General features: G+C 65.8%; 15 protein-coding genes and 1 tRNA gene. 6 read left to right on the forward strand and 10 right to left on the reverse strand.

Features of this window, described 5'->3' with window-relative positions; all coding sequences use genetic code 11:
* Nucleotides 1–188: 188 nt before the first annotated feature.
* Nucleotides 189–566 (reverse strand): helix-turn-helix transcriptional regulator, encoded by a 378-nt coding sequence (locus tag PVW49_RS15965; RefSeq protein ID WP_338020392.1) that lies wholly within the window; start codon nucleotides 564–566, stop codon nucleotides 189–191.
* 481 nt (nucleotides 567–1047) lie between these two features.
* Nucleotides 1048–1123 (reverse strand) — tRNA-Thr (locus tag PVW49_RS15970).
* A 209-nt stretch (nucleotides 1124–1332) separates the two neighbouring features.
* Here PVW49_RS15970 and nadA point away from each other — a divergent pair.
* The 4 genes from nadA (at nucleotide 1333) to PVW49_RS15990 (ending at nucleotide 7280) form a co-directional block, all read left to right on the forward strand.
* A complete protein-coding gene (nadA, locus tag PVW49_RS15975; protein WP_274591025.1) occupies nucleotides 1333–2382 on the forward strand; it encodes a quinolinate synthase NadA in 1050 nt (349 codons plus the stop codon).
* Between the two features lie 5 nt (nucleotides 2383–2387).
* A complete protein-coding gene (locus PVW49_RS15980) occupies nucleotides 2388–3959 on the forward strand; it encodes an L-aspartate oxidase (protein WP_274591026.1) in 1572 nt (523 codons plus the stop codon).
* On the forward strand, nucleotides 3956–4807 hold the full coding sequence (gene nadC / locus PVW49_RS15985) for a carboxylating nicotinate-nucleotide diphosphorylase (protein ID WP_274591027.1): 852 nt from the start codon (nucleotides 3956–3958) through the stop codon (nucleotides 4805–4807). The genes PVW49_RS15980 and nadC overlap by 4 nt, the downstream gene beginning before the upstream one ends.
* A 259-nt stretch (nucleotides 4808–5066) precedes the next feature.
* A complete protein-coding gene (locus PVW49_RS15990) occupies nucleotides 5067–7280 on the forward strand; it encodes an NADP-dependent isocitrate dehydrogenase (RefSeq protein WP_274591028.1) in 2214 nt (737 codons plus the stop codon).
* 248 nt (nucleotides 7281–7528) lie between these two features.
* Here the strand turns inward: PVW49_RS15990 and ureG are convergent, their stop codons facing one another.
* From ureG to PVW49_RS16030, 8 genes are all read right to left on the reverse strand, one after another.
* Nucleotides 7529–8161, reverse strand: a complete 633-nt coding sequence (ureG, locus tag PVW49_RS15995) for an urease accessory protein UreG (RefSeq protein ID WP_274562072.1) — start codon at nucleotides 8159–8161, stop codon at nucleotides 7529–7531.
* Nucleotides 8158–8799: an urease accessory protein UreF gene (locus PVW49_RS16000; protein WP_274591029.1), complete on the reverse strand. Its 642-nt coding sequence runs from the start codon at nucleotides 8797–8799 to the stop codon at nucleotides 8158–8160. Before PVW49_RS16000 ends, ureG begins: the two co-directional genes overlap by 4 nt.
* Entirely contained in the window at nucleotides 8789–9253 is a 465-nt protein-coding gene (locus PVW49_RS16005) for an urease accessory protein UreE (protein WP_274591030.1), read from the reverse strand. The genes PVW49_RS16000 and PVW49_RS16005 overlap by 11 nt, the downstream gene beginning before the upstream one ends.
* Nucleotides 9254–9333: 80 nt before the next feature.
* On the reverse strand, nucleotides 9334–11094 hold the full coding sequence (gene ureC / locus PVW49_RS16010; protein ID WP_074836571.1) for an urease subunit alpha: 1761 nt from the start codon (nucleotides 11092–11094) through the stop codon (nucleotides 9334–9336).
* Between the two features lies 1 nt (nucleotide 11095).
* Nucleotides 11096–11401: an urease subunit beta gene (locus tag PVW49_RS16015; protein ID WP_074836572.1), complete on the reverse strand. Its 306-nt coding sequence runs from the start codon at nucleotides 11399–11401 to the stop codon at nucleotides 11096–11098.
* A complete protein-coding gene (locus tag PVW49_RS16020) occupies nucleotides 11398–11565 on the reverse strand; it encodes a hypothetical protein (protein WP_170850536.1) in 168 nt (55 codons plus the stop codon). The genes PVW49_RS16015 and PVW49_RS16020 overlap by 4 nt, the downstream gene beginning before the upstream one ends.
* Nucleotides 11566–11612: 47 nt before the next feature.
* Nucleotides 11613–11915, reverse strand: a complete 303-nt coding sequence (locus PVW49_RS16025; protein WP_048528939.1) for an urease subunit gamma — start codon at nucleotides 11913–11915, stop codon at nucleotides 11613–11615.
* Between the two features lie 4 nt (nucleotides 11916–11919).
* Nucleotides 11920–12804, reverse strand: coding sequence for an urease accessory protein UreD (locus PVW49_RS16030; RefSeq protein WP_274591031.1), 885 nt, complete (start codon nucleotides 12802–12804; stop codon nucleotides 11920–11922).
* 355 nt (nucleotides 12805–13159) lie between these two features.
* Here PVW49_RS16030 and urtA point away from each other — a divergent pair, with 355 nt between their 5' ends.
* Nucleotides 13160–14446 (forward strand): urea ABC transporter substrate-binding protein, encoded by a 1287-nt coding sequence (gene urtA / locus PVW49_RS16035; protein ID WP_048528940.1) that lies wholly within the window; start codon nucleotides 13160–13162, stop codon nucleotides 14444–14446.
* A gap of 69 nt (nucleotides 14447–14515) precedes the next feature.
* Nucleotides 14516–16498 (forward strand): urea ABC transporter permease subunit UrtB, encoded by a 1983-nt coding sequence (urtB, locus tag PVW49_RS16040; protein WP_274591032.1) that lies wholly within the window; start codon nucleotides 14516–14518, stop codon nucleotides 16496–16498.
* The last annotated feature ends 107 nt before the right edge of the window (nucleotides 16499–16605 follow it).

The following is a 16605-nucleotide window of genomic DNA, read 5'->3' on the forward strand; positions in this document are numbered from 1 at the left end:
TTAGTTTACGCCAGATCCTGTCCAAAAGATGGGGAGTAGCTCACCCCCTTGGGTGGGGTCTCAAACTTACGGTCTATGTTAATGACTCGGAGAAGCGCTTCCATCATTGCACATGTTGTAAATCATTCGATAATTTCAATGGGTTGCGTTCTAGTTCACATGATTTAGGGGTGTGCACGGAGCTTGGCTCAGTCTCGACTCAAGCTTTTAACGTCACGCAACAATTCGAACGCAGGTTTGCCGAGAGCTACGGCAATACGGTGTACATTGTCCAAGGAAATATTCTGCTCGGATCGCTCAACTGCGCTCAGGTAAGTTCGGTTAAGTCCGGCCTCAAGCGCCAACCCTTCCTGCGATAGGCCGAGTTCAGCTCTGGCCAACCGAACATTCTTGGCGAATACGTCGCGTAGTGGGCTTCTCGGCGTTCTCTTCACAAGCGCCACGAACGCGTTCGAGTGTTTTAAATCTACCGGTTTTAAGATACATTCGTCCAGCCGTCCAAGCGGGCCACCGATGCTGGCATCGTGCCAAGTCGTTCCTGGTATGCGCGCGTCCTGGGACACCATGAGGAGCGTTTGATGTTCTTGTTATTCAACCTGTTAAAATTGATTGTGGGCTACGGTTACTACATCGCGATCGGTGTTGTTATCTACTATTGGTGGAAGGGTGAAGCTCCGATATGGTGGGTTCCCTTAATCTGGGTTGCCGGTTGGTTGACTGCTATGATTTTCGGTTGGTTGGACCGTATACTGGGCTACAGCTTGACCGGAGATTCCCGGGACTGAACTGGTCAACGCACAATTCCATGATGCTGATTCCAGAATTTTTTCGCGGAGGATTTTCCCGGTGCTCAGCTTGTAGAGCACGTCGACGCGCTTGCGCGATGCGGTCGAGGGCACCGAGACCATCCGTCTTGATGGGGCGAATCCGGCAAATTCTTGTATCCCCAATCACACATTTACTGTGAACGTTGTGAATGTTCTTCATACGTGCTACTTTAGGCACTCAAGAGAAACCCAGGTAAGTCATTCAATTTGTTAAGAGAACTGGTGCCGGTGATAGGACTTGAACCTACGACCCCATCATTACGAATGACGTGCTCTACCAGCTGAGCTACACCGGCGCCGGTCAGGCAATTAGCACCGGCCCAGGCCCCTTGCAAGCCGCGTTTCGCCTCTCGGGCACCCGAGGGAAGCCGTGACACACCGGGGCAGAGGCGATATTCCCCGGTCTCGTGGAAACAGGCTTTTGACCTTGGGTCACATCCGACATATGTAAGCCGCTCTTGTATCTCGGGCCCTTGGCCCTGCCCCTTGGCAAAGGACATCTCCGATGCTCGATCACCTCGACATGCGCAGCACGCTTGCCGAACATTATGATCTCGCCCCCTCGCTCGATCTCGCCGAAGACATGGCCGCGCTCTATGCGCCGATGAAGCCCTCGCTGACCCTGCCCGACTGGGCGATGTACGCGCCCTATGTGGCGGCGATCAACCGCTTGAAAAAAGAGCGGAATGCGGTGATCCTGGCGCATAACTACATGACGCCCGAGATCTTTCACGGCATTTCCGACGTGGTGGGTGATAGCCTGGCTCTGGCGGTCAAGGCCAAGGAGGTCGAGGCCGATGTGATCGTGCAATGCGGCGTGCATTTCATGGCCGAGACCTCGAAGATCCTGAACCCGTCCAAGACCGTCCTGATGCCCGACATGAACGCCGGCTGTTCGCTGGCCGAATCGATCACCGCAGACGGCATCGCCGAGATGCGGGCGAAATACCCCGGCGCGCCGGTGGTGAGCTATGTCAACACCACCGCCGAGGTCAAGGCGGCGTCGGACATCTGCTGCACCTCGGCCAATGCGCTGCAAATCGTCGAGGCGATGGAAAGCGACACCGTCATCATGACGCCCGACCAGTATCTGGCCCAGAACGTTGCGGCGCAGAGCTCGAAGAAGGTCGTCTACTGGCCCGGTTCCTGCGTGGTGCACGAGCTTTATACCGCCGATGAGCTGAACGCCTATCGCGATGCCAATCCCGGCACCAAGATCGTGGCCCACCCCGAATGCAAGCCCGACGTGGTGCAGGCCGCTGATTTCACCGGCTCGACCACCGGCATGGTCGACTGGGTGCGGCAGAACCGCCCCGAAAAGGTGATGCTGGTGACCGAATGTTCGATGGCTGCCAATGTGGCCGAGGAACTGCCCGAGGTCGAGCTGACCAAGCCCTGCAATGCCTGCCCCTACATGAAGATGATCACGCTGGAAAAGGTGCTCTGGTCGCTGCACACGATGACCGAGCCGGTCGCGGTTGATCCGGCCATCGCCGAAAACGCCCGTGTCGCGGTCGAGCGGATGATCGACCTGTCGCGCAAGCTGGGGCTCTGATCCGGGTGCAGGTGGTCGAGACCGGCCGCACTGTCATCATCGGCGCCGGGCTGGGCGCGCTTTACGCGGCGCTGAAACTGGCGCCGCACCCGGTGGTGATGATCTCGCCCGAGCCGCTGGGTGAAGGCGCAAGCTCGGCCTGGGCGCAGGGCGGCGTGGCGGCGGCGATGGACCCGGCTGACAGCCCCGAGGCCCATGCCGGCGATACCGTCAGCGCGGGCGCCGGGATTGTCGATGGCGCGGTGGCCGATCAGGTTGCGCGCGCGGCGCGCGAGCATATCCTAGATTTGACCGAGCTTGGCGCGCCTTTCGACCGTACGGCGGCGGGCGGGTACGTGCTTTCGCGCGAGGCGGCGCATTCCTTTGCTCGGGTGGTGCGGGTCAAGGGCGACCAGGCCGGGGCCGAGATCATGAAGGCGCTGGTGGCGCAGGTGCGGGCGACGCCCTCGGTGCAGGTGATCGAAGGCGTGCTGGCCACCGGGCTCGAGGTCGCCGACGGCCGGGTCACCGGTGTCACGCTGGCGCGCGCCTGCGATCAGGGCTCGGCGCCGCTGACCCTTCGCGGATCGGCGGTCCTGCTGGCCGGGGGCGGCTCGGGCGGGCTCTATGCGCTGACCACCAACCCGCGCCGCATCCGAGGCCAGGTGATCGGCATGGCGGTCCGCGCCGGCGCGGTGATCGCCGACCCTGAGTTCGTCCAGTTCCATCCCACGGCCATCGCCTCGGGCGAGGATCCGGCACCGCTGGCCACCGAGGCGCTGCGCGGCGAAGGCGCGGTGCTGATCAACCGCGACGGGTCACGCTTCATGGTCGCGGCCCATCCCGACGCCGAGCTGGCCCCCCGCGATGTCGTCGCGCGCGCCGTCTATGCCCAGACCCAGGCCGGGCTGGCGCCGGCGCTCGACACGCGCGAGGCCCTGGGCGCACGCATCCTGACACTGTTTCCGGGAGTGGCCGAGGCCTGCCTGCGGGCCGGCATCGACCCGGCGACCCAGCCGATCCCGGTGGCGGCGGCGGCGCATTACCACATGGGTGGCATCGACACCGACGCCGAGGGCCGGGCCAGTCTCGGCAATCTCTGGGCCTGCGGCGAGGCGGCCTCGACCGGGCTGCATGGCGCCAACCGGCTGGCCTCGAACGGGCTGCTCGAGGCGCTGGTCTATGCCCGCAACTGCGCGCTGGGCATCGCCGCGACGCTGGCCCCCGACACGGACCCCGCCCCGGAGGTGACGCTGACCTTCGAGAAGGGCGGGCAAGCGCCCGATGAGCGCGCGGTGGCACGGCTGCGGGCGGCGATGACGAGCCATGTCGGCGTGATCCGTACCGCCGGCGGGCTGCGCCGCGCCCTGACCGAAATCGCCCGGCTGGAGGCCACGTTCGGCACCAGCCCGACATTCAGAAACATGACCGCCACCGCGACGCTGATCGCTGCGGCCGCGCTGTTGCGCGAGGAAAGCCGCGGCGCGCATTTCCGCGAGGATTTTCCGGCCGCCGCCCCGGACGCGCGGCGCAGCCGGATCACCCTGACCGAGGCGCTGGCCCTGCGGCGCAAGGTGGCAGAAGAGGAAATCGCATGACCGCCCATACATCCCTTCCCGATCTGGTGCTGGAACCGATGCTGCGCATGGCGCTGGCCGAGGATCTGGGCAGCTACGGCGATATCACCACCCGCACCGTGATCCCCGCCGGCACCAGCTACACCGCCCGGCTGACCGCGCGCGAGGCGGGGGTCGTTTCGGGCATGCAGGTGGCGGCGCTGGCCTTTCGGCTGGTCGATCCCGCGCTGGCGCCGGTGACCCGCCTGGCGGATGGCAGCCCCTGCGTGCCGGGCGACGTGCTGATGGAGATCGCGGGCGACGCCGCCGCGATCCTGACCGCCGAGCGCGTGGCGCTGAACTTTGCCGGGCGGCTTTCGGGCATCGCCAGCCTGACCGCGGCCTTTGTGGCAGAGACCGCCGGCACCGCGACCCGCATCACCTGCACCCGCAAGACCACGCCTGGACTGCGCATCGTCGAGAAACTGGCCGTGTTGCATGGCGGCGGCTTCAATCACCGCTTCTCGCTGTCGGATGCGATCCTGATCAAGGACAATCACATCGCCGCCGCCGGTGGCGTGCGCCCGGTGCTCGAGGCCTGCAAGGCGCGGGCCAGCCACATGATGCGCGTCGAGATCGAGGTCGATACGCTGGACCAGCTTGCGGAGGTGCTCGAGACCGGCGGCGCCGATGTCGTGCTGCTCGACAATATGGACAGCGCGACCCTGCGCGAAGCCGTGGCGCTGGTGTCGGGGCGGCTGGTGACCGAGGCCTCCGGCAACATGCGGCTCGACCGGATCGCCGAAGTGGCGGCGACCGGAGTGGATTACATCTCTTCCGGCGCGCTCACCCATTCGGCGCAGACCCTGGACCTCGGCCTCGACTTCTGAACCGGCGCCGGACCCGGGACTTGCCCGTCCCGGCCCCTCTCGGCCAGCCAGGGGGCCCCGGATCACGTCCGGGGCGCGGGGTGCGATGGTGCCGCGCGGCTTTGTCCGGTTGAAACGCGGGCGGGGCTGGTCTATGCGACCAGTGATCGAAGTATTTGGCGATACCCCGGTTGCGTCCAGGCGAGGGCCTGGCTTTCCTGCCGACCGGCACACGCCAGAGCCGCAAGCGTTTCCACTGTCAGAAAAAAGGCAATACATCATGGCCGAAACAAAGTCCCCCGAGATACTGTATACCATTGTAGACGAAGCGCCGGAGCTGGCCAGCGCCTCCTTCCTGCCGATCATCCGCAAGTTCGCCTCGGCGGCCGGGATCACGGTTGGCACCAAGGATATTTCGCTGGCAGGCCGGATCATCGCGACCTTCCCGGAGAACCTGACCGAGGCGCAGCGCCAGTCCGACGATCTGGCCGAATTGGGCGAGCTGGTGAAACAGCCCGGCGCCAATGTCATCAAGCTGCCCAACATCTCGGCCTCGGTGCCGCAGCTGGTGGCGGCGGTGAAGGAATTGCAGGCGCAGGGTTATGCGCTGCCGGATTATCCCGAGGATCCGCAGACCGACGCCGAGAAGGACGTGCGCGCGCGTTACGACGGGATCAAGGGCTCGGCGGTGAACCCGGTGCTGCGCGAGGGCAACTCCGACCGGCGCGCCGCCAAGGCAGTCAAGAACGACGCTCAGAAGAACCCGCACCGCATGGGCAAATGGTCGGCCGACAGCAAGACCAAGGTGTCGTCGATGGACGGCAATGATTTCCGCTCGAACGAGGTCTCGACCACGCTGACCGCTGCGCAGGCCGGCACGGCAAAAATCGAATTCGTCGGCAAGGACGGCAGCACCAAGGTGCTGAAGGACGGCTGGCCGCTGGAGGCGGGCGCGGTCGTCGATGCGAGCTTCATGTCGGCCCGGGCGCTTTCGGATTTCCTGGCCAAGCAGATCGAAGAGACCAAGGCCGACGGCACGCTGTTCTCGCTGCACCTGAAGGCGACGATGATGAAGGTCTCGGACCCGATCATCTTTGGCCACGCGGTCAGGGCCTGGCTGGCCCCGGTGTTCGAGAAGCACGGCGATGCGCTGAAGGCGGCGGGTGTGAACCCCAACTCCGGTCTGGGTGACCTGCTCGAGCGGGTCAAGGACAAGCCCGAGATCCTGGCGGCGATCGAAGAGGTGCGCGAGCAACGCCCGCCGATGTACATGGTGAACTCGGACAAGGGCATCACCAACCTGCACGTGCCGTCCGACGTGATCATCGACGCCTCGATGCCGGCGCTGATCCGTGCCGGTGGCAAGGGCTGGGGCCCTGATGGCAACGAGGGCGACAGCAACTGCGTCATCCCCGACAACTCCTATGCTCCGGTCTATGACGAGAGCATCAAGTTCTTCAAGGAAAACGGCGCGCTCGACCCGGCGACCGCAGGCTCGGTGCAGAACGTCGGCCTGATGGCGCAGAAGGCCGAGGAATACGGCTCGCATCCCACCACCTTCGAGGCCGAAGCCGAGGGCACGATGCGCATCGTGCTGGAGAACGGTGATGTGCTGCATTCCCATGACGTCGAGGCCGGCGACATCTGGCGCGCCTGCACCACCAAGAAGGCGCCGATCGAGAACTGGGTGCAACTGGCGATGGACCGCCAGCGGCTCACCGGGGCGCAGGCGATCTTCTGGCTCGACGAGACCCGGGCGCATGATGCCGAGCTGATCAAATACGTGACCCCGATCCTTGAAGCCAAGGGCGTTGCCGACAAGTTCGAGATCCTGGCGCCGCGCGAAGCGACCCGCGCCTCGCTCGAGACCATCACCGCCGGCAAGGACAGCATCGCCATCACCGGCAACGTGCTGCGCGACTATCTGACCGACCTGTTCCCGATCCTCGAGCTCGGCACCTCGGCCAAGATGTTGTCGATCGTCAAGCTGATGAACGGCGGCGGGTTGTTCGAAACCGGTGCCGGCGGCTCAGCGCCGAAGCACGTACAGCAGCTGGTCGAGGAAAACCACCTGCGCTGGGATTCGATGGGTGAGTTCTGCGCCCTGGGCGAAAGCCTGAAGTTCCTCGCCGACAGCCAGGGCAACGACAAGGCCGGTGTTCTGGGCGAAGCCGCCGAGGAAGCCACGCAGGGCATTCTCGACAATGACCGCTCGCCCTCGCGCAAGGTGGGCCAGCCGGACAACCGCGACAGCCACTACTGGTTCGCCCGTTACTGGGCCGAAGCTTTGGCGGCGCAGACCAAGGACGCCGAGCTGGCGGTGCATTTCAAGCCGCTGGCCGAAGAGCTGGGCGCCAAGGAAGCCGAGATCACCGGCGAACTGGCCGCGGCGCAGGGCCAGGCGGCGGAAATCGGCGGCTACTACAAGCCGAGCGACGAGCAGAAAGCCGAGGTGATGCGCCCGAGCAAGACGCTGAACGCGATCATCGGCTGATCAGGGCTCGAAATCCACGAAAGCCGTCCGGGGGGACCCGGGCGGCTTTTTCATGGCGGCGGCACCCGCGCGCGAACGGCCCCGAAGGCGCCCGACGATCGCCATTCCGCAGACCGGCACTCGCGCGGCCTGTGCCGACGTCTTTCAAAAGGCGAGATTTTCGATCGACCTTCGCGGCACCCGTCCCGGGCCTGACCCGGGACCTCGCCGCCCGCCATGAGGCCCCTGATCAGGTCCGGGGCGCGACCTCACGCCACACAAGCCAGCTCGCGCAGCCCGGCCAGCGCGCAGATCGCCTTGAGCACCTCGTCCGGTCCCCGGTCATGGCGCAGCGCGGTAAAGAGAAATGGCCGCCCCTGGCGCATCCGTGTCGCATCCCGCTCCATCACCTCGAGCGAGGCGCCGACATGCGGCGCCAGGTCGGTCTTGTTGATGATCAGCAGGTCCGACTTGGTGATCGCCGGCCCGCCCTTGCGCGGAATCTCCTCGCCGGCGGCGACGTCGATCACGTAGATGGTGAAATCGGCAAGCTCAGGCGAGAAGGTGGCAGAAAGGTTGTCGCCGCCCGATTCCACCAGCACCACTTCGAGATCCGCGTGGCGCTGGCGCATCTCGGCGATGGCGGCGAGGTTGATCGAGGCATCCTCGCGGATTGCGGTATGCGGGCAGCCGCCGGTCTCCACCCCCATCACCCGGTCGCCCGGCAGCACCTGCATGCGCATCAGCGCCTCGGCGTCCTCCTGGGTGTAGATGTCATTGGTGATCACCCCGATCGAATAGCCGGGATGCATCAGCCCTGCCAGTTTGGCGGTCAGCGTGGTCTTGCCGGCGCCGACGGGGCCGCCGATGCCGATGCGGAGGGGTCCGTTCATCCGGGTCATGAGCGAAAGATCCTTGGTTGCAGGGTTTCATGCGCCATCGCCGCCACATCCGACAGGAAGGCATTGGAATAGAGGTCGTCCGCCGTGGCCTCGGCGGTCTCGCCGGCGATCCGGGCGCAGAGCGGGGTGAGCGCGGCCAGCGCCGCCTGGCCCTCGGTCTGGCCCAGCGGCACCAGCCGGATCGCCGCCGAGGCCAGATTGGCGGCAAAGGCGTGCAGATACATGGCGCCGGTCTGCTCCAGCGGCAGACCGGCCAGCCGCGCGGCGCGGCCGAGCGCCACCGGCAGCATCAGGTCGGGCAGGTCATGGCCCCAGACATCGCGCAGCGTCTTGCAGAAGGCCGCGCCTTGCAGGTCTGCTTCCATCAGCCGCTCGGCCGAGGCGGCAAAGGCCCGCGCCGTGGCGTCGACCTGATCGAGCGTGGCCGCATCCTCGGCCTGCCAGCCGAGCGAGACCAGCACCGCGTCAGCCCGGCCGCTGCCGTCCTCGAGCAGCGCCGCCAGCCAGTCGCGCAGGCTGTCGCCGGAGTTTACCCAGCCGCGGGAAATCGCGCTCTCCAGCCCGTGCGAATAGGCGAAGGCGCCCAGCGGGAAGGCGGGCGAGAGCCAGTGTTGCAGGGTCAGAAGGTCAATGGGCATGGGCCGTATGCCCGTGTTCATGCGCATGGGTGCGGCCATGGCCATAGGCGCCGCCTTCCGGGGTGAAAGGCTCGGTGACTTCGGTCAGCGTGGCGCCGAGATGTTCGAGCATATGCCCGATCACCGGGTCGCGCTGGATCAGCAGTCGGCTGTCGTCGATCTGGCAGGGGGTGTGGCGGTTGCCGATATGCCAGGCCAGCCGGGTGAGATCGGGGCCGGTGACGGCATAGAGGTCTTCCGCGGCGGCGATGACCTCGATCCGGATGCCGTCGGGCAGCGCAAAGGCCTGGCCGTGATCGACCGAGGTCGTGTGTTCGAGATCGACGAGAAAGCGCAGGCCGGCCTCCGAGACCAGCACCTTGCGGCGCAGGAACCGGTCGTCATAGGAGAGCTGCACGCGGTCGGTGCAGATGTCGACGTGGGGGATCAGGGTCTGGGTAACGGGGAGGGACATGGTCTAATCCGGTTATAAGGGAAGAAGAGGAACGCGCCGCGCGTGGGGGCAGGCCGGCCGGGAGTGCATCCCGGAAGGCCTCAGAACAGAAAATACCTTTGCGCCATCGGCAGCACCTCGGCCGGCTGGCAGGTCAGCAGCTCGCCGTCGGCGCGCACCTCGTAGGTTTCGGGATGCACCTCGACCTGAGGTGTGGCGGTGTTGAGTTTCAGGTCCGACTTGCCGATCTTGCGGGTGTTTTCCACCGCCACGGTCTGCTTCGCCAGGCCCCAGGTGTCGCGGATGCCTTCGGCCTGGGCGGCGGCCGAGACGAAGGTCACCGCGGAGTTCTCGACCGAACGGCCATAGGCGCCCCACATCGGCCGCGAATAGACCGGCTGCGGCGTCGGGATCGAAGCATTGGGATCGCCCATCTGCGCACAGGCAATGGTGCCGCCGAGCAGGACCATCTCGGGCTTCACCCCGAAGAACGCCGGGTTCCAGAGCACCAGGTCGGCGCGTTTGCCGACCTCGATCGAGCCGATCTCGTGCGACAGCCCATGCGCGATGGCCGGGTTGATGGTGTATTTGGCGATATAGCGGCGGACGCGGAAATTGTCGTTGTCGCCGGTCTCCTCGGAGAGCCGCCCGCGCTGTTTCTTCATCTTGTCGGCGGTCTGCCAGGTGCGGATCAGCACCTCGCCCACCCGGCCCATGGCCTGGCTGTCCGACGCGATGATCGAAAACGCGCCCATGTCGTGCAGGATGTCCTCGGCGGCGATGGTTTCGCGCCGGATGCGGCTCTCGGCAAAGGCCACATCCTCGGGGATCGACTTGTCGAGGTGGTGACAGACCATGAGCATGTCGAGATGTTCTTCGAGCGTGTTCACGGTAAACGGCCGCGTCGGGTTGGTCGAAGACGGCAGAACGTGCTCTTCGCCGCAGATCTTGATGATATCGGGGGCGTGGCCGCCGCCCGCGCCCTCGGTGTGAAAGGCGTGGATGGTGCGGCCTTTCATGGCCTTTACCGTGTGCTCGACAAAGCCGCTCTCGTTGAGCGTATCGGTGTGGATCATCACCTGCACGTCCATGTCATCGGCCACGCTCAGGCAGCAGTCGATGGCGCCGGGGGTGGTGCCCCAATCCTCGTGCAGTTTCAGCGCGCAGGCGCCGCCCTTGACCTGTTCGACCAGCGCTTCGGGCAGTGAGGCATTGCCCTTGCCGGCAAAGGCCAGGTTCATCGGAAAGGCGTCCGCCGCCTGCAACATCCGCCCCATATGCCAGGGGCCGGGGGTGCAGGTGGTGGCCAGCGTTCCATGCGCCGGGCCGGTGCCGCCGCCCAGCATGGTGGTCAGGCCGGAATGCAGCGCATCCTCGATCTGCTGCGGGCAGATGAAATGAATGTGGCTGTCGAAACCGCCGGCGGTCAGGATGCGGCCTTCGCCGGCGATTACCTCGGTGCCGGGCCCGACGATGATGGTCACGCCGGGCTGGGTGTCGGGGTTGCCGGCCTTGCCGATGGCGGCGATCCGGCCGTCTTTCAGGCCGACATCGGCTTTCACGATGCCGGTGTGATCCACGATCAGCGCATTGGTGATGACGGTATCCACCGCACCGCCGGCCTGCGTGACCTGGGCTTGGCCCATGCCATCACGGATCACCTTGCCGCCGCCGAACTTGACCTCTTCACCGTAGGCGAGGGCGTTCCGACCCTCGCCCCCGGTGAGCGCGGCCCCGGCCTGCTCGGCGGTGAGGTCGCGTTCGACTTCGATGATCAGGTCGGTATCGGCCAGCCGCAGGCGGTCGCCGACGGTGGGGCCGAACATGGCGGCGTAATCGGAGCGTTTGATCGTGGCGGGCATCTCAGAGGTCTCCCATCACATGTTGATTGAAACCAAAGATCCGCCGCGCCCCGGAAATCGGGATCAGGCTGACCTCGCGCCGCTGGCCCGGTTCGAACCGGACGGCGGTGCCGGCGGCAATGTCCAGACGTCGCCCGCGCGCGGCGTCACGGTCGAACTCCAGCGCGGGATTGGCCTCGGCAAAGTGGTAGTGCGAGCCGACCTGCACCGGGCGGTCGCCGGTATTGGCGACCATCAGGGTGAGCGCTTCGGCGCCCGGGTTGAGCGTCAGCGTGCCGGCGGCGGGAATGAGCTCGCCCGGGATCATTTGCGCAGCACCATCAGCGCGGCGGCGACGGCGATGAGGCCCAGCGCCATTGCAACGGTCAGCCAGTTGCCGGAGTCATGCGGATGCAGATGGGCGCCGGAATGGGCGAGGGCCGGGGCAGTCGAAAGGGTTAGGGTGAAAAGCGGGGCGAGCAGGCGGGTCATGGGGAATTCTCCTGTTGGGGCGGTGGGTTGCAAACCCACCCTACGGGTCAGCGGATCGGGTTGTGGACGGTGACAAGCTTGGTGCCGTCGGGAAAGGTGGCCTCGACCTGGACCTCGTGGATCATCTCCGGCACGCCTTCCATGCAATGGTCGCGGGTGATCACCTGCGCGCCCGCCTCCATCATGTCGGCGACAGACCGGCCGTCGCGCGCGCCTTCGACCACCGCGTCGGTGATCAGGGCAATCGCCTCGGGGTGGTTCAGCTTGACGCCTCGGTCGAGCCGCTTGCGGGCGATCTCGGCCGCCATGGCGACCAGAAGCTTGTCCTTTTCGCGGGGGGTCAGGTTCATGAGGTCACAATCTCCAGGAAACAGGCAGGGTATCGCCCGACAGACGGTCCAGCACCGGCAGCAGATGCTGCCGCAGCACATGGCTGTCAGGGCATAGAAGACGCAGCACCAGCACATCCGGCGCCAGCAGGCTGGCGCCGCCGCAGGTGGCAAGCTGGGCGCGGACGGCGGCCAGATGCGCCTCGGCGTCTGGCGCGACATAGACCAGCGAGGCCATCGCCCCGGCGCCATCGCCGATCGGGCGCCGGGCCAATTGCCGGCTGATGTCGCCCTCGAGCCGCACCGCATCGCAATAAAGCGGCCGGCCCGCCCGGCGCAGGGTGATCCGGTCGTGAAACCGGGCGTCGGTCAGGGTTTCGCCCATGGCGGCGCGCCCGAAGACCACCGGTTCGACCATCAAGAGCCGTGCATCGGCGGCCAGATCGACGCTCAACCGCCGCCGCAGCGCGCAGCCGTCATAAAGAATGAGTTCCTGCGGCAGCCAATGCAATGTCGCACCGGCAGCCACCTGAAGCGTGCTGTCGACCCGGCCGAATTCGCCGTCGCGGCTGCGATAGGCGCGCTCGGCCGCCTGCGTCGTCAGCCCCAGCGCCGCGCCCGGCCCGGCGCTGGCAGTCAGCGACAGCCGGTCGCCACCGGTCACGCCGCCGGCGGTGTTGATGCAGATCGCCTGCAACATTGCGCCCGCCCGCGGAAACAGCGCCTTCATCGCGCCGGCCTGGCGCAACCCGTCGATCACGCTGCGCCCGCCATGGCGTTTCGCCGACAGCACGATCTGCCCGCGCGCCCGGGGCTGGGCGTCAAGCGGCTGAAACGCTTGGGGTATCGGGGGATGCAGGGTGATGGGCTTGCTCCGCTTGGATGACGTGATCTGCTGCGGATTGAGCATATGGGCGCCGCCAATGGCCAGATTCGCGGCAGTTTGGAAGCAAGTGCCGGGCCATTTCGCCCAATTTTTAGACAAAAGTGGTTAACAGCGCCCGGAAATGAGGCAATTGCCGAGGAACGGCCTGAAATCCCCCCGGCAGAATTGATCCATTCGCCGCAATGCAGAACTCATGTCCTTGCTCACGCAACGGTGACATCCCGCTAGGGCAACCGGCGCAGGGCGTGTGACGGCCAAGAGAACTGGCATTCGTAGCGGCCGCCACACTTTCGCAACATGAACGTTGCAGGGCTTTCTGTAGGCCGCCGCGCCCGCTGGCGCAATGGCCCCACAGCCGCTCTGCGGGGAGAGACAAGATATGACCCGTATCAGCAAGACATTCACCTCTATCGCCGCACTTGGCATGTTCGCCGCCGCGCCCGCGCTGGCGCAACAGGACTGCCCGATCAAGGTCGGCGTGCTGCACTCGCTCAGCGGCACCATGGCTATTTCCGAAACCACGCTGAAAGACACCGTCGAAATGCTGGTCGAACAGCAGAACGACGCCGGCGGCCTGCTGGGCTGCGAGCTTGAAGCGGTCGTCGTCGATCCGGCCTCGGACTGGCCGCTGTTTGCCGAAAAGGCGCGCGAGCTGCTGAGCGTGCATGAGGTCGACGTGATCTTCGGCAACTGGACCTCGGTCAGCCGCAAATCCGTCCTGCCGGTGATCGAAGAGCTGAACGGCCTACTGTTCTACCCGGTGCAATACGAAGGCGAGGAAAGCTCCAAGAACGTCTTCTACACCGGCGCCGCCCCCAACCAGCAGGCGATCCCGGCCACCGATTACTTCCTCGAAGAGCTCGGCGTCGAGAAATTCGCCCTGCTCGGCACCGATTACGTCTATCCCCGCACGACCAACAACATCCTGGAATCCTACCTGAAATCCAAGGGCATCCCCGAGGAGGACATCTTCGTCAACTACACCCCCTTCGGCCATTCGGACTGGGCCACCATCGTGGCGGATGTCGTGGCGCTGGGCGCCGACGGCAAGCAGGTCGGCGTGATCTCGACGATCAACGGCGACGCCAACATCGGCTTCTACAAGGAACTGGCCGCCGCCGGCGTCTCCGCCGACGACATCCCCGTCGTCGCCTTCTCGGTGGGTGAGGAAGAGCTCTCGGGCCTCGACACCTCCAACCTCGTCGGCCACCTCGCCGCCTGGAACTACTTCCAGTCCGCTGAAACCGAGGCCAATGCCGCCTTCATCGACACCTGGAAGGCCCGCATGGGCGCGGAGCGTGTGACCAATGACCCGATGGAGGCCCATTACATCGGCTTCAACATGTGGGTGAACGCGGTCACCGATGCCGAAACCACCGAGGTCGATGCCGTCCGTACCGCGATGTACGGTCAGGAATTCCCGAACCTGACCGGCGGCACCGCGGTCATGCTGCCCAACCATCACCTGGCCAAGCCGGTGCTGATCGGCGAGATCACCGAGGACGGACAATTCGACATCGTCAGCCAGACCGAGGAAGTCCCGGGCGACGCCTGGACCGATTTCCTGCCGGAATCGGCGGTGCTGAAGTCCGATTGGAAAGACCTCGGCTGCGGCATGTACAACACCGAGACCTCGACCTGCGTCCAGATCAAGTCGAACTACTGATCTGACCTCCCGAGGGGCGCGGCCATCGTGCCGCGCCCCCGCTCTCCTCGACAGAACAGGCCCCTGAATATGCACCGCGTTCTTTTCGCGTGCCTGACCCTGCTGTGCCTGCCCCTGATGGCAGCGGCGCAGGACCAGGCCCCGAACTCCTCACAATCGTCCACCACCGACGCCGCCCTGCAAGCGATCCTGCAAGAGCATGCGCCACTTGTCGCCAAACCGTCGCGCCGAACCATTGGCACGGTGCTCGATGCGCTCACGGCCTCCGGCCTGCCGCAGGTGCCGGTCTTCCTGAACCGCTACGCCGAAAAGGAGGTCTTTCAGCGCGAGGCGGATGGGGTGTTCTTCTATGCCGAGGAAACCGGTGACGCCTATGCCCTGACCGACATCGACAGCGGTGACGTCCTGGCCGAGGTGGACGGCGACGGCCTGAAGAACATCAAGCCCAACGGCGGTGTCCGGCGCGAGATCGGCGCGGCATTGGTGCAGTTCCAGCTCTCCGATCCCGACATCACCCGCCGCCGCGACGCGCTCGACGCGATCTCGCGCAATCCCGATCCCTCGCAGCTCGCCGCGCTGACCGCCTCGATCGAGGGCGAGACCGACGCCGGCCTGCGCAGCCGCAAGGCGCGGCTCGCCACCTATCTCACCGCCCGTTTCGGCGACACTTCCGAAGCCCGGATCACGGCCATCCGCGCCCTGTCCGACGACCTGAGCGTCGAAGGCCGCGCGGTGCTCAACCAGATCCTCGCCACGCGTTTCGCCGCGGCGCAATCCCTGCCCGGCGACAGCAATATCGCCCGCGTGCTGACCCCGGGCGAGGGCATCGACCGCGACACCGCCTATGCCGCCCTGGTCGATGCCGATCTCGCCCCGCCGCTGGTTGATGCCGGCGCGGTCCGCGCCGCGCTCGAAGCCAACATCACCGGAGGCCGGGTCGGCGGCATCCCGCTCGGCCAGCTCGGCACTGCCGAGGCCCGCGCCAGGGCCTATGCCGCTCTGGCCGCCGAAGGCACGGTGCCGCAACAGGTCACCGAAGCGGACATCGACGCCGCCCTCGCGGCGCATGTCTTCTTCGACAGCTACGAAGAGACCGACCCGGCGATCACCGGGGCCGCCGAGGACACGCTGGCCGCCGTGCGCACCCGCGTCGGCGTCGGCCAGACCATCGATCTGACAATGGACGCGGTGTCGCTGGCCTCGATCTACTTCCTCGCCGCCATCGGCCTCGCCATCACCTTCGGCGTCATGGGGGTGATCAACATGGCGCATGGCGAATTCATCATGATGGGCGCCTATACCGGCTATGTGGTCCAGCTCTTCGTGCCCGATTACACCCTGTCGCTGGTGGTCGCCCTGCCGCTGGCCTTCGCCGTCACCTTCGCCGCCGGCGTCGCGATGGAGCGGCTGGTGATCCGCTGGCTCTACCACCGCCCGCTCGAGACGCTGCTCGCCACCTTCGGCATCTCTATCGCCCTGCAACAGCTGGCCAAGAACATCTTCGGCACCCAGGCCCGCCCGCTGACCTCGCCGGGCTGGCTCGATGGCGCCTGGGTGCTCAACGACGTGGTGCAGATCGCCTATATCCGCATCGCGATCTTCGTGCTGGCGCTGCTGTTCCTCGGTCTGCTGCTCTTCATCCTCAAGAAGACCCGCCTCGGGCTGGAAGTGCGCGCCGTGACGCAGAACCCGCGCATGGCGTCGTCGATGGGCATCAATCCCGACCGGATCAACATGCTGACCTTCGGCCTCGGCTCGGGCATCGCCGGCATCGCCGGCGTCGCCATCGGCCTTTACGCCAAGGTCACCTCGGAAATGGGCGCCGATTACATCGTGCAGAGCTTCATGACCGTGGTCGTGGGCGGCGTCGGCAATGTCTGGGGCACGCTCGCCGGCGCCACGCTGATCGGCTTCCTGCAAAAGGGCATCGAGTTCTTCAACCCGTCGAACACGCTCGCCGCCCAGACCTACATGATCCTCTTCATCATCCTCTTCATCCAGTTCCGTCCCAAGGGCATCGTCGCCCTCAAGGGCCGCGCCGCAGGAGACTGACCATGACCCATCCAGTCCTTCCTCTTGCCGAAAATACCGCGGGGGAGTCCGCTGCAAGCGGACGGGGGCAGAGCCCCCGCCCCCGGCGACGCCAGAGGCGGCGCAAC

It is taken from the genome of Marinovum sp. PR37 (assembly GCF_028807375.1).
Taxonomy (GTDB): Bacteria; Pseudomonadota; Alphaproteobacteria; order Rhodobacterales; family Rhodobacteraceae; genus Marinovum; species Marinovum algicola.

Coding starts and splice junctions, on each gene's coding strand:
- PVW49_RS15965 (WP_338020392.1), bottom strand. CDS start 566: ATGGTGTCCCAGGACGCGCGCATACCAGGAACGACTTGGCACGATGCC.
- nadA (WP_274591025.1), top strand. CDS start 1,333: ATGCTCGATCACCTCGACATGCGCAGCACGCTTGCCGAACATTATGAT.
- nadC (WP_274591027.1), top strand. CDS start 3,956: ATGACCGCCCATACATCCCTTCCCGATCTGGTGCTGGAACCGATGCTG.
- PVW49_RS15990 (WP_274591028.1), top strand. CDS start 5,067: ATGGCCGAAACAAAGTCCCCCGAGATACTGTATACCATTGTAGACGAA.
- ureG (WP_274562072.1), bottom strand. CDS start 8,161: ATGACCCGGATGAACGGACCCCTCCGCATCGGCATCGGCGGCCCCGTC.
- PVW49_RS16000 (WP_274591029.1), bottom strand. CDS start 8,799: ATGCCCATTGACCTTCTGACCCTGCAACACTGGCTCTCGCCCGCCTTC.
- PVW49_RS16005 (WP_274591030.1), bottom strand. CDS start 9,253: ATGTCCCTCCCCGTTACCCAGACCCTGATCCCCCACGTCGACATCTGC.
- ureC (WP_074836571.1), bottom strand. CDS start 11,094: ATGCCCGCCACGATCAAACGCTCCGATTACGCCGCCATGTTCGGCCCC.
- PVW49_RS16015 (WP_074836572.1), bottom strand. CDS start 11,401: ATGATCCCGGGCGAGCTCATTCCCGCCGCCGGCACGCTGACGCTCAAC.
- PVW49_RS16020 (WP_170850536.1), bottom strand. CDS start 11,565: ATGACCCGCCTGCTCGCCCCGCTTTTCACCCTAACCCTTTCGACTGCC.
- PVW49_RS16025 (WP_048528939.1), bottom strand. CDS start 11,915: ATGAACCTGACCCCCCGCGAAAAGGACAAGCTTCTGGTCGCCATGGCG.
- PVW49_RS16030 (WP_274591031.1), bottom strand. CDS start 12,804: ATGCTCAATCCGCAGCAGATCACGTCATCCAAGCGGAGCAAGCCCATC.
- urtA (WP_048528940.1), top strand. CDS start 13,160: ATGACCCGTATCAGCAAGACATTCACCTCTATCGCCGCACTTGGCATG.
- urtB (WP_274591032.1), top strand. CDS start 14,516: ATGCACCGCGTTCTTTTCGCGTGCCTGACCCTGCTGTGCCTGCCCCTG.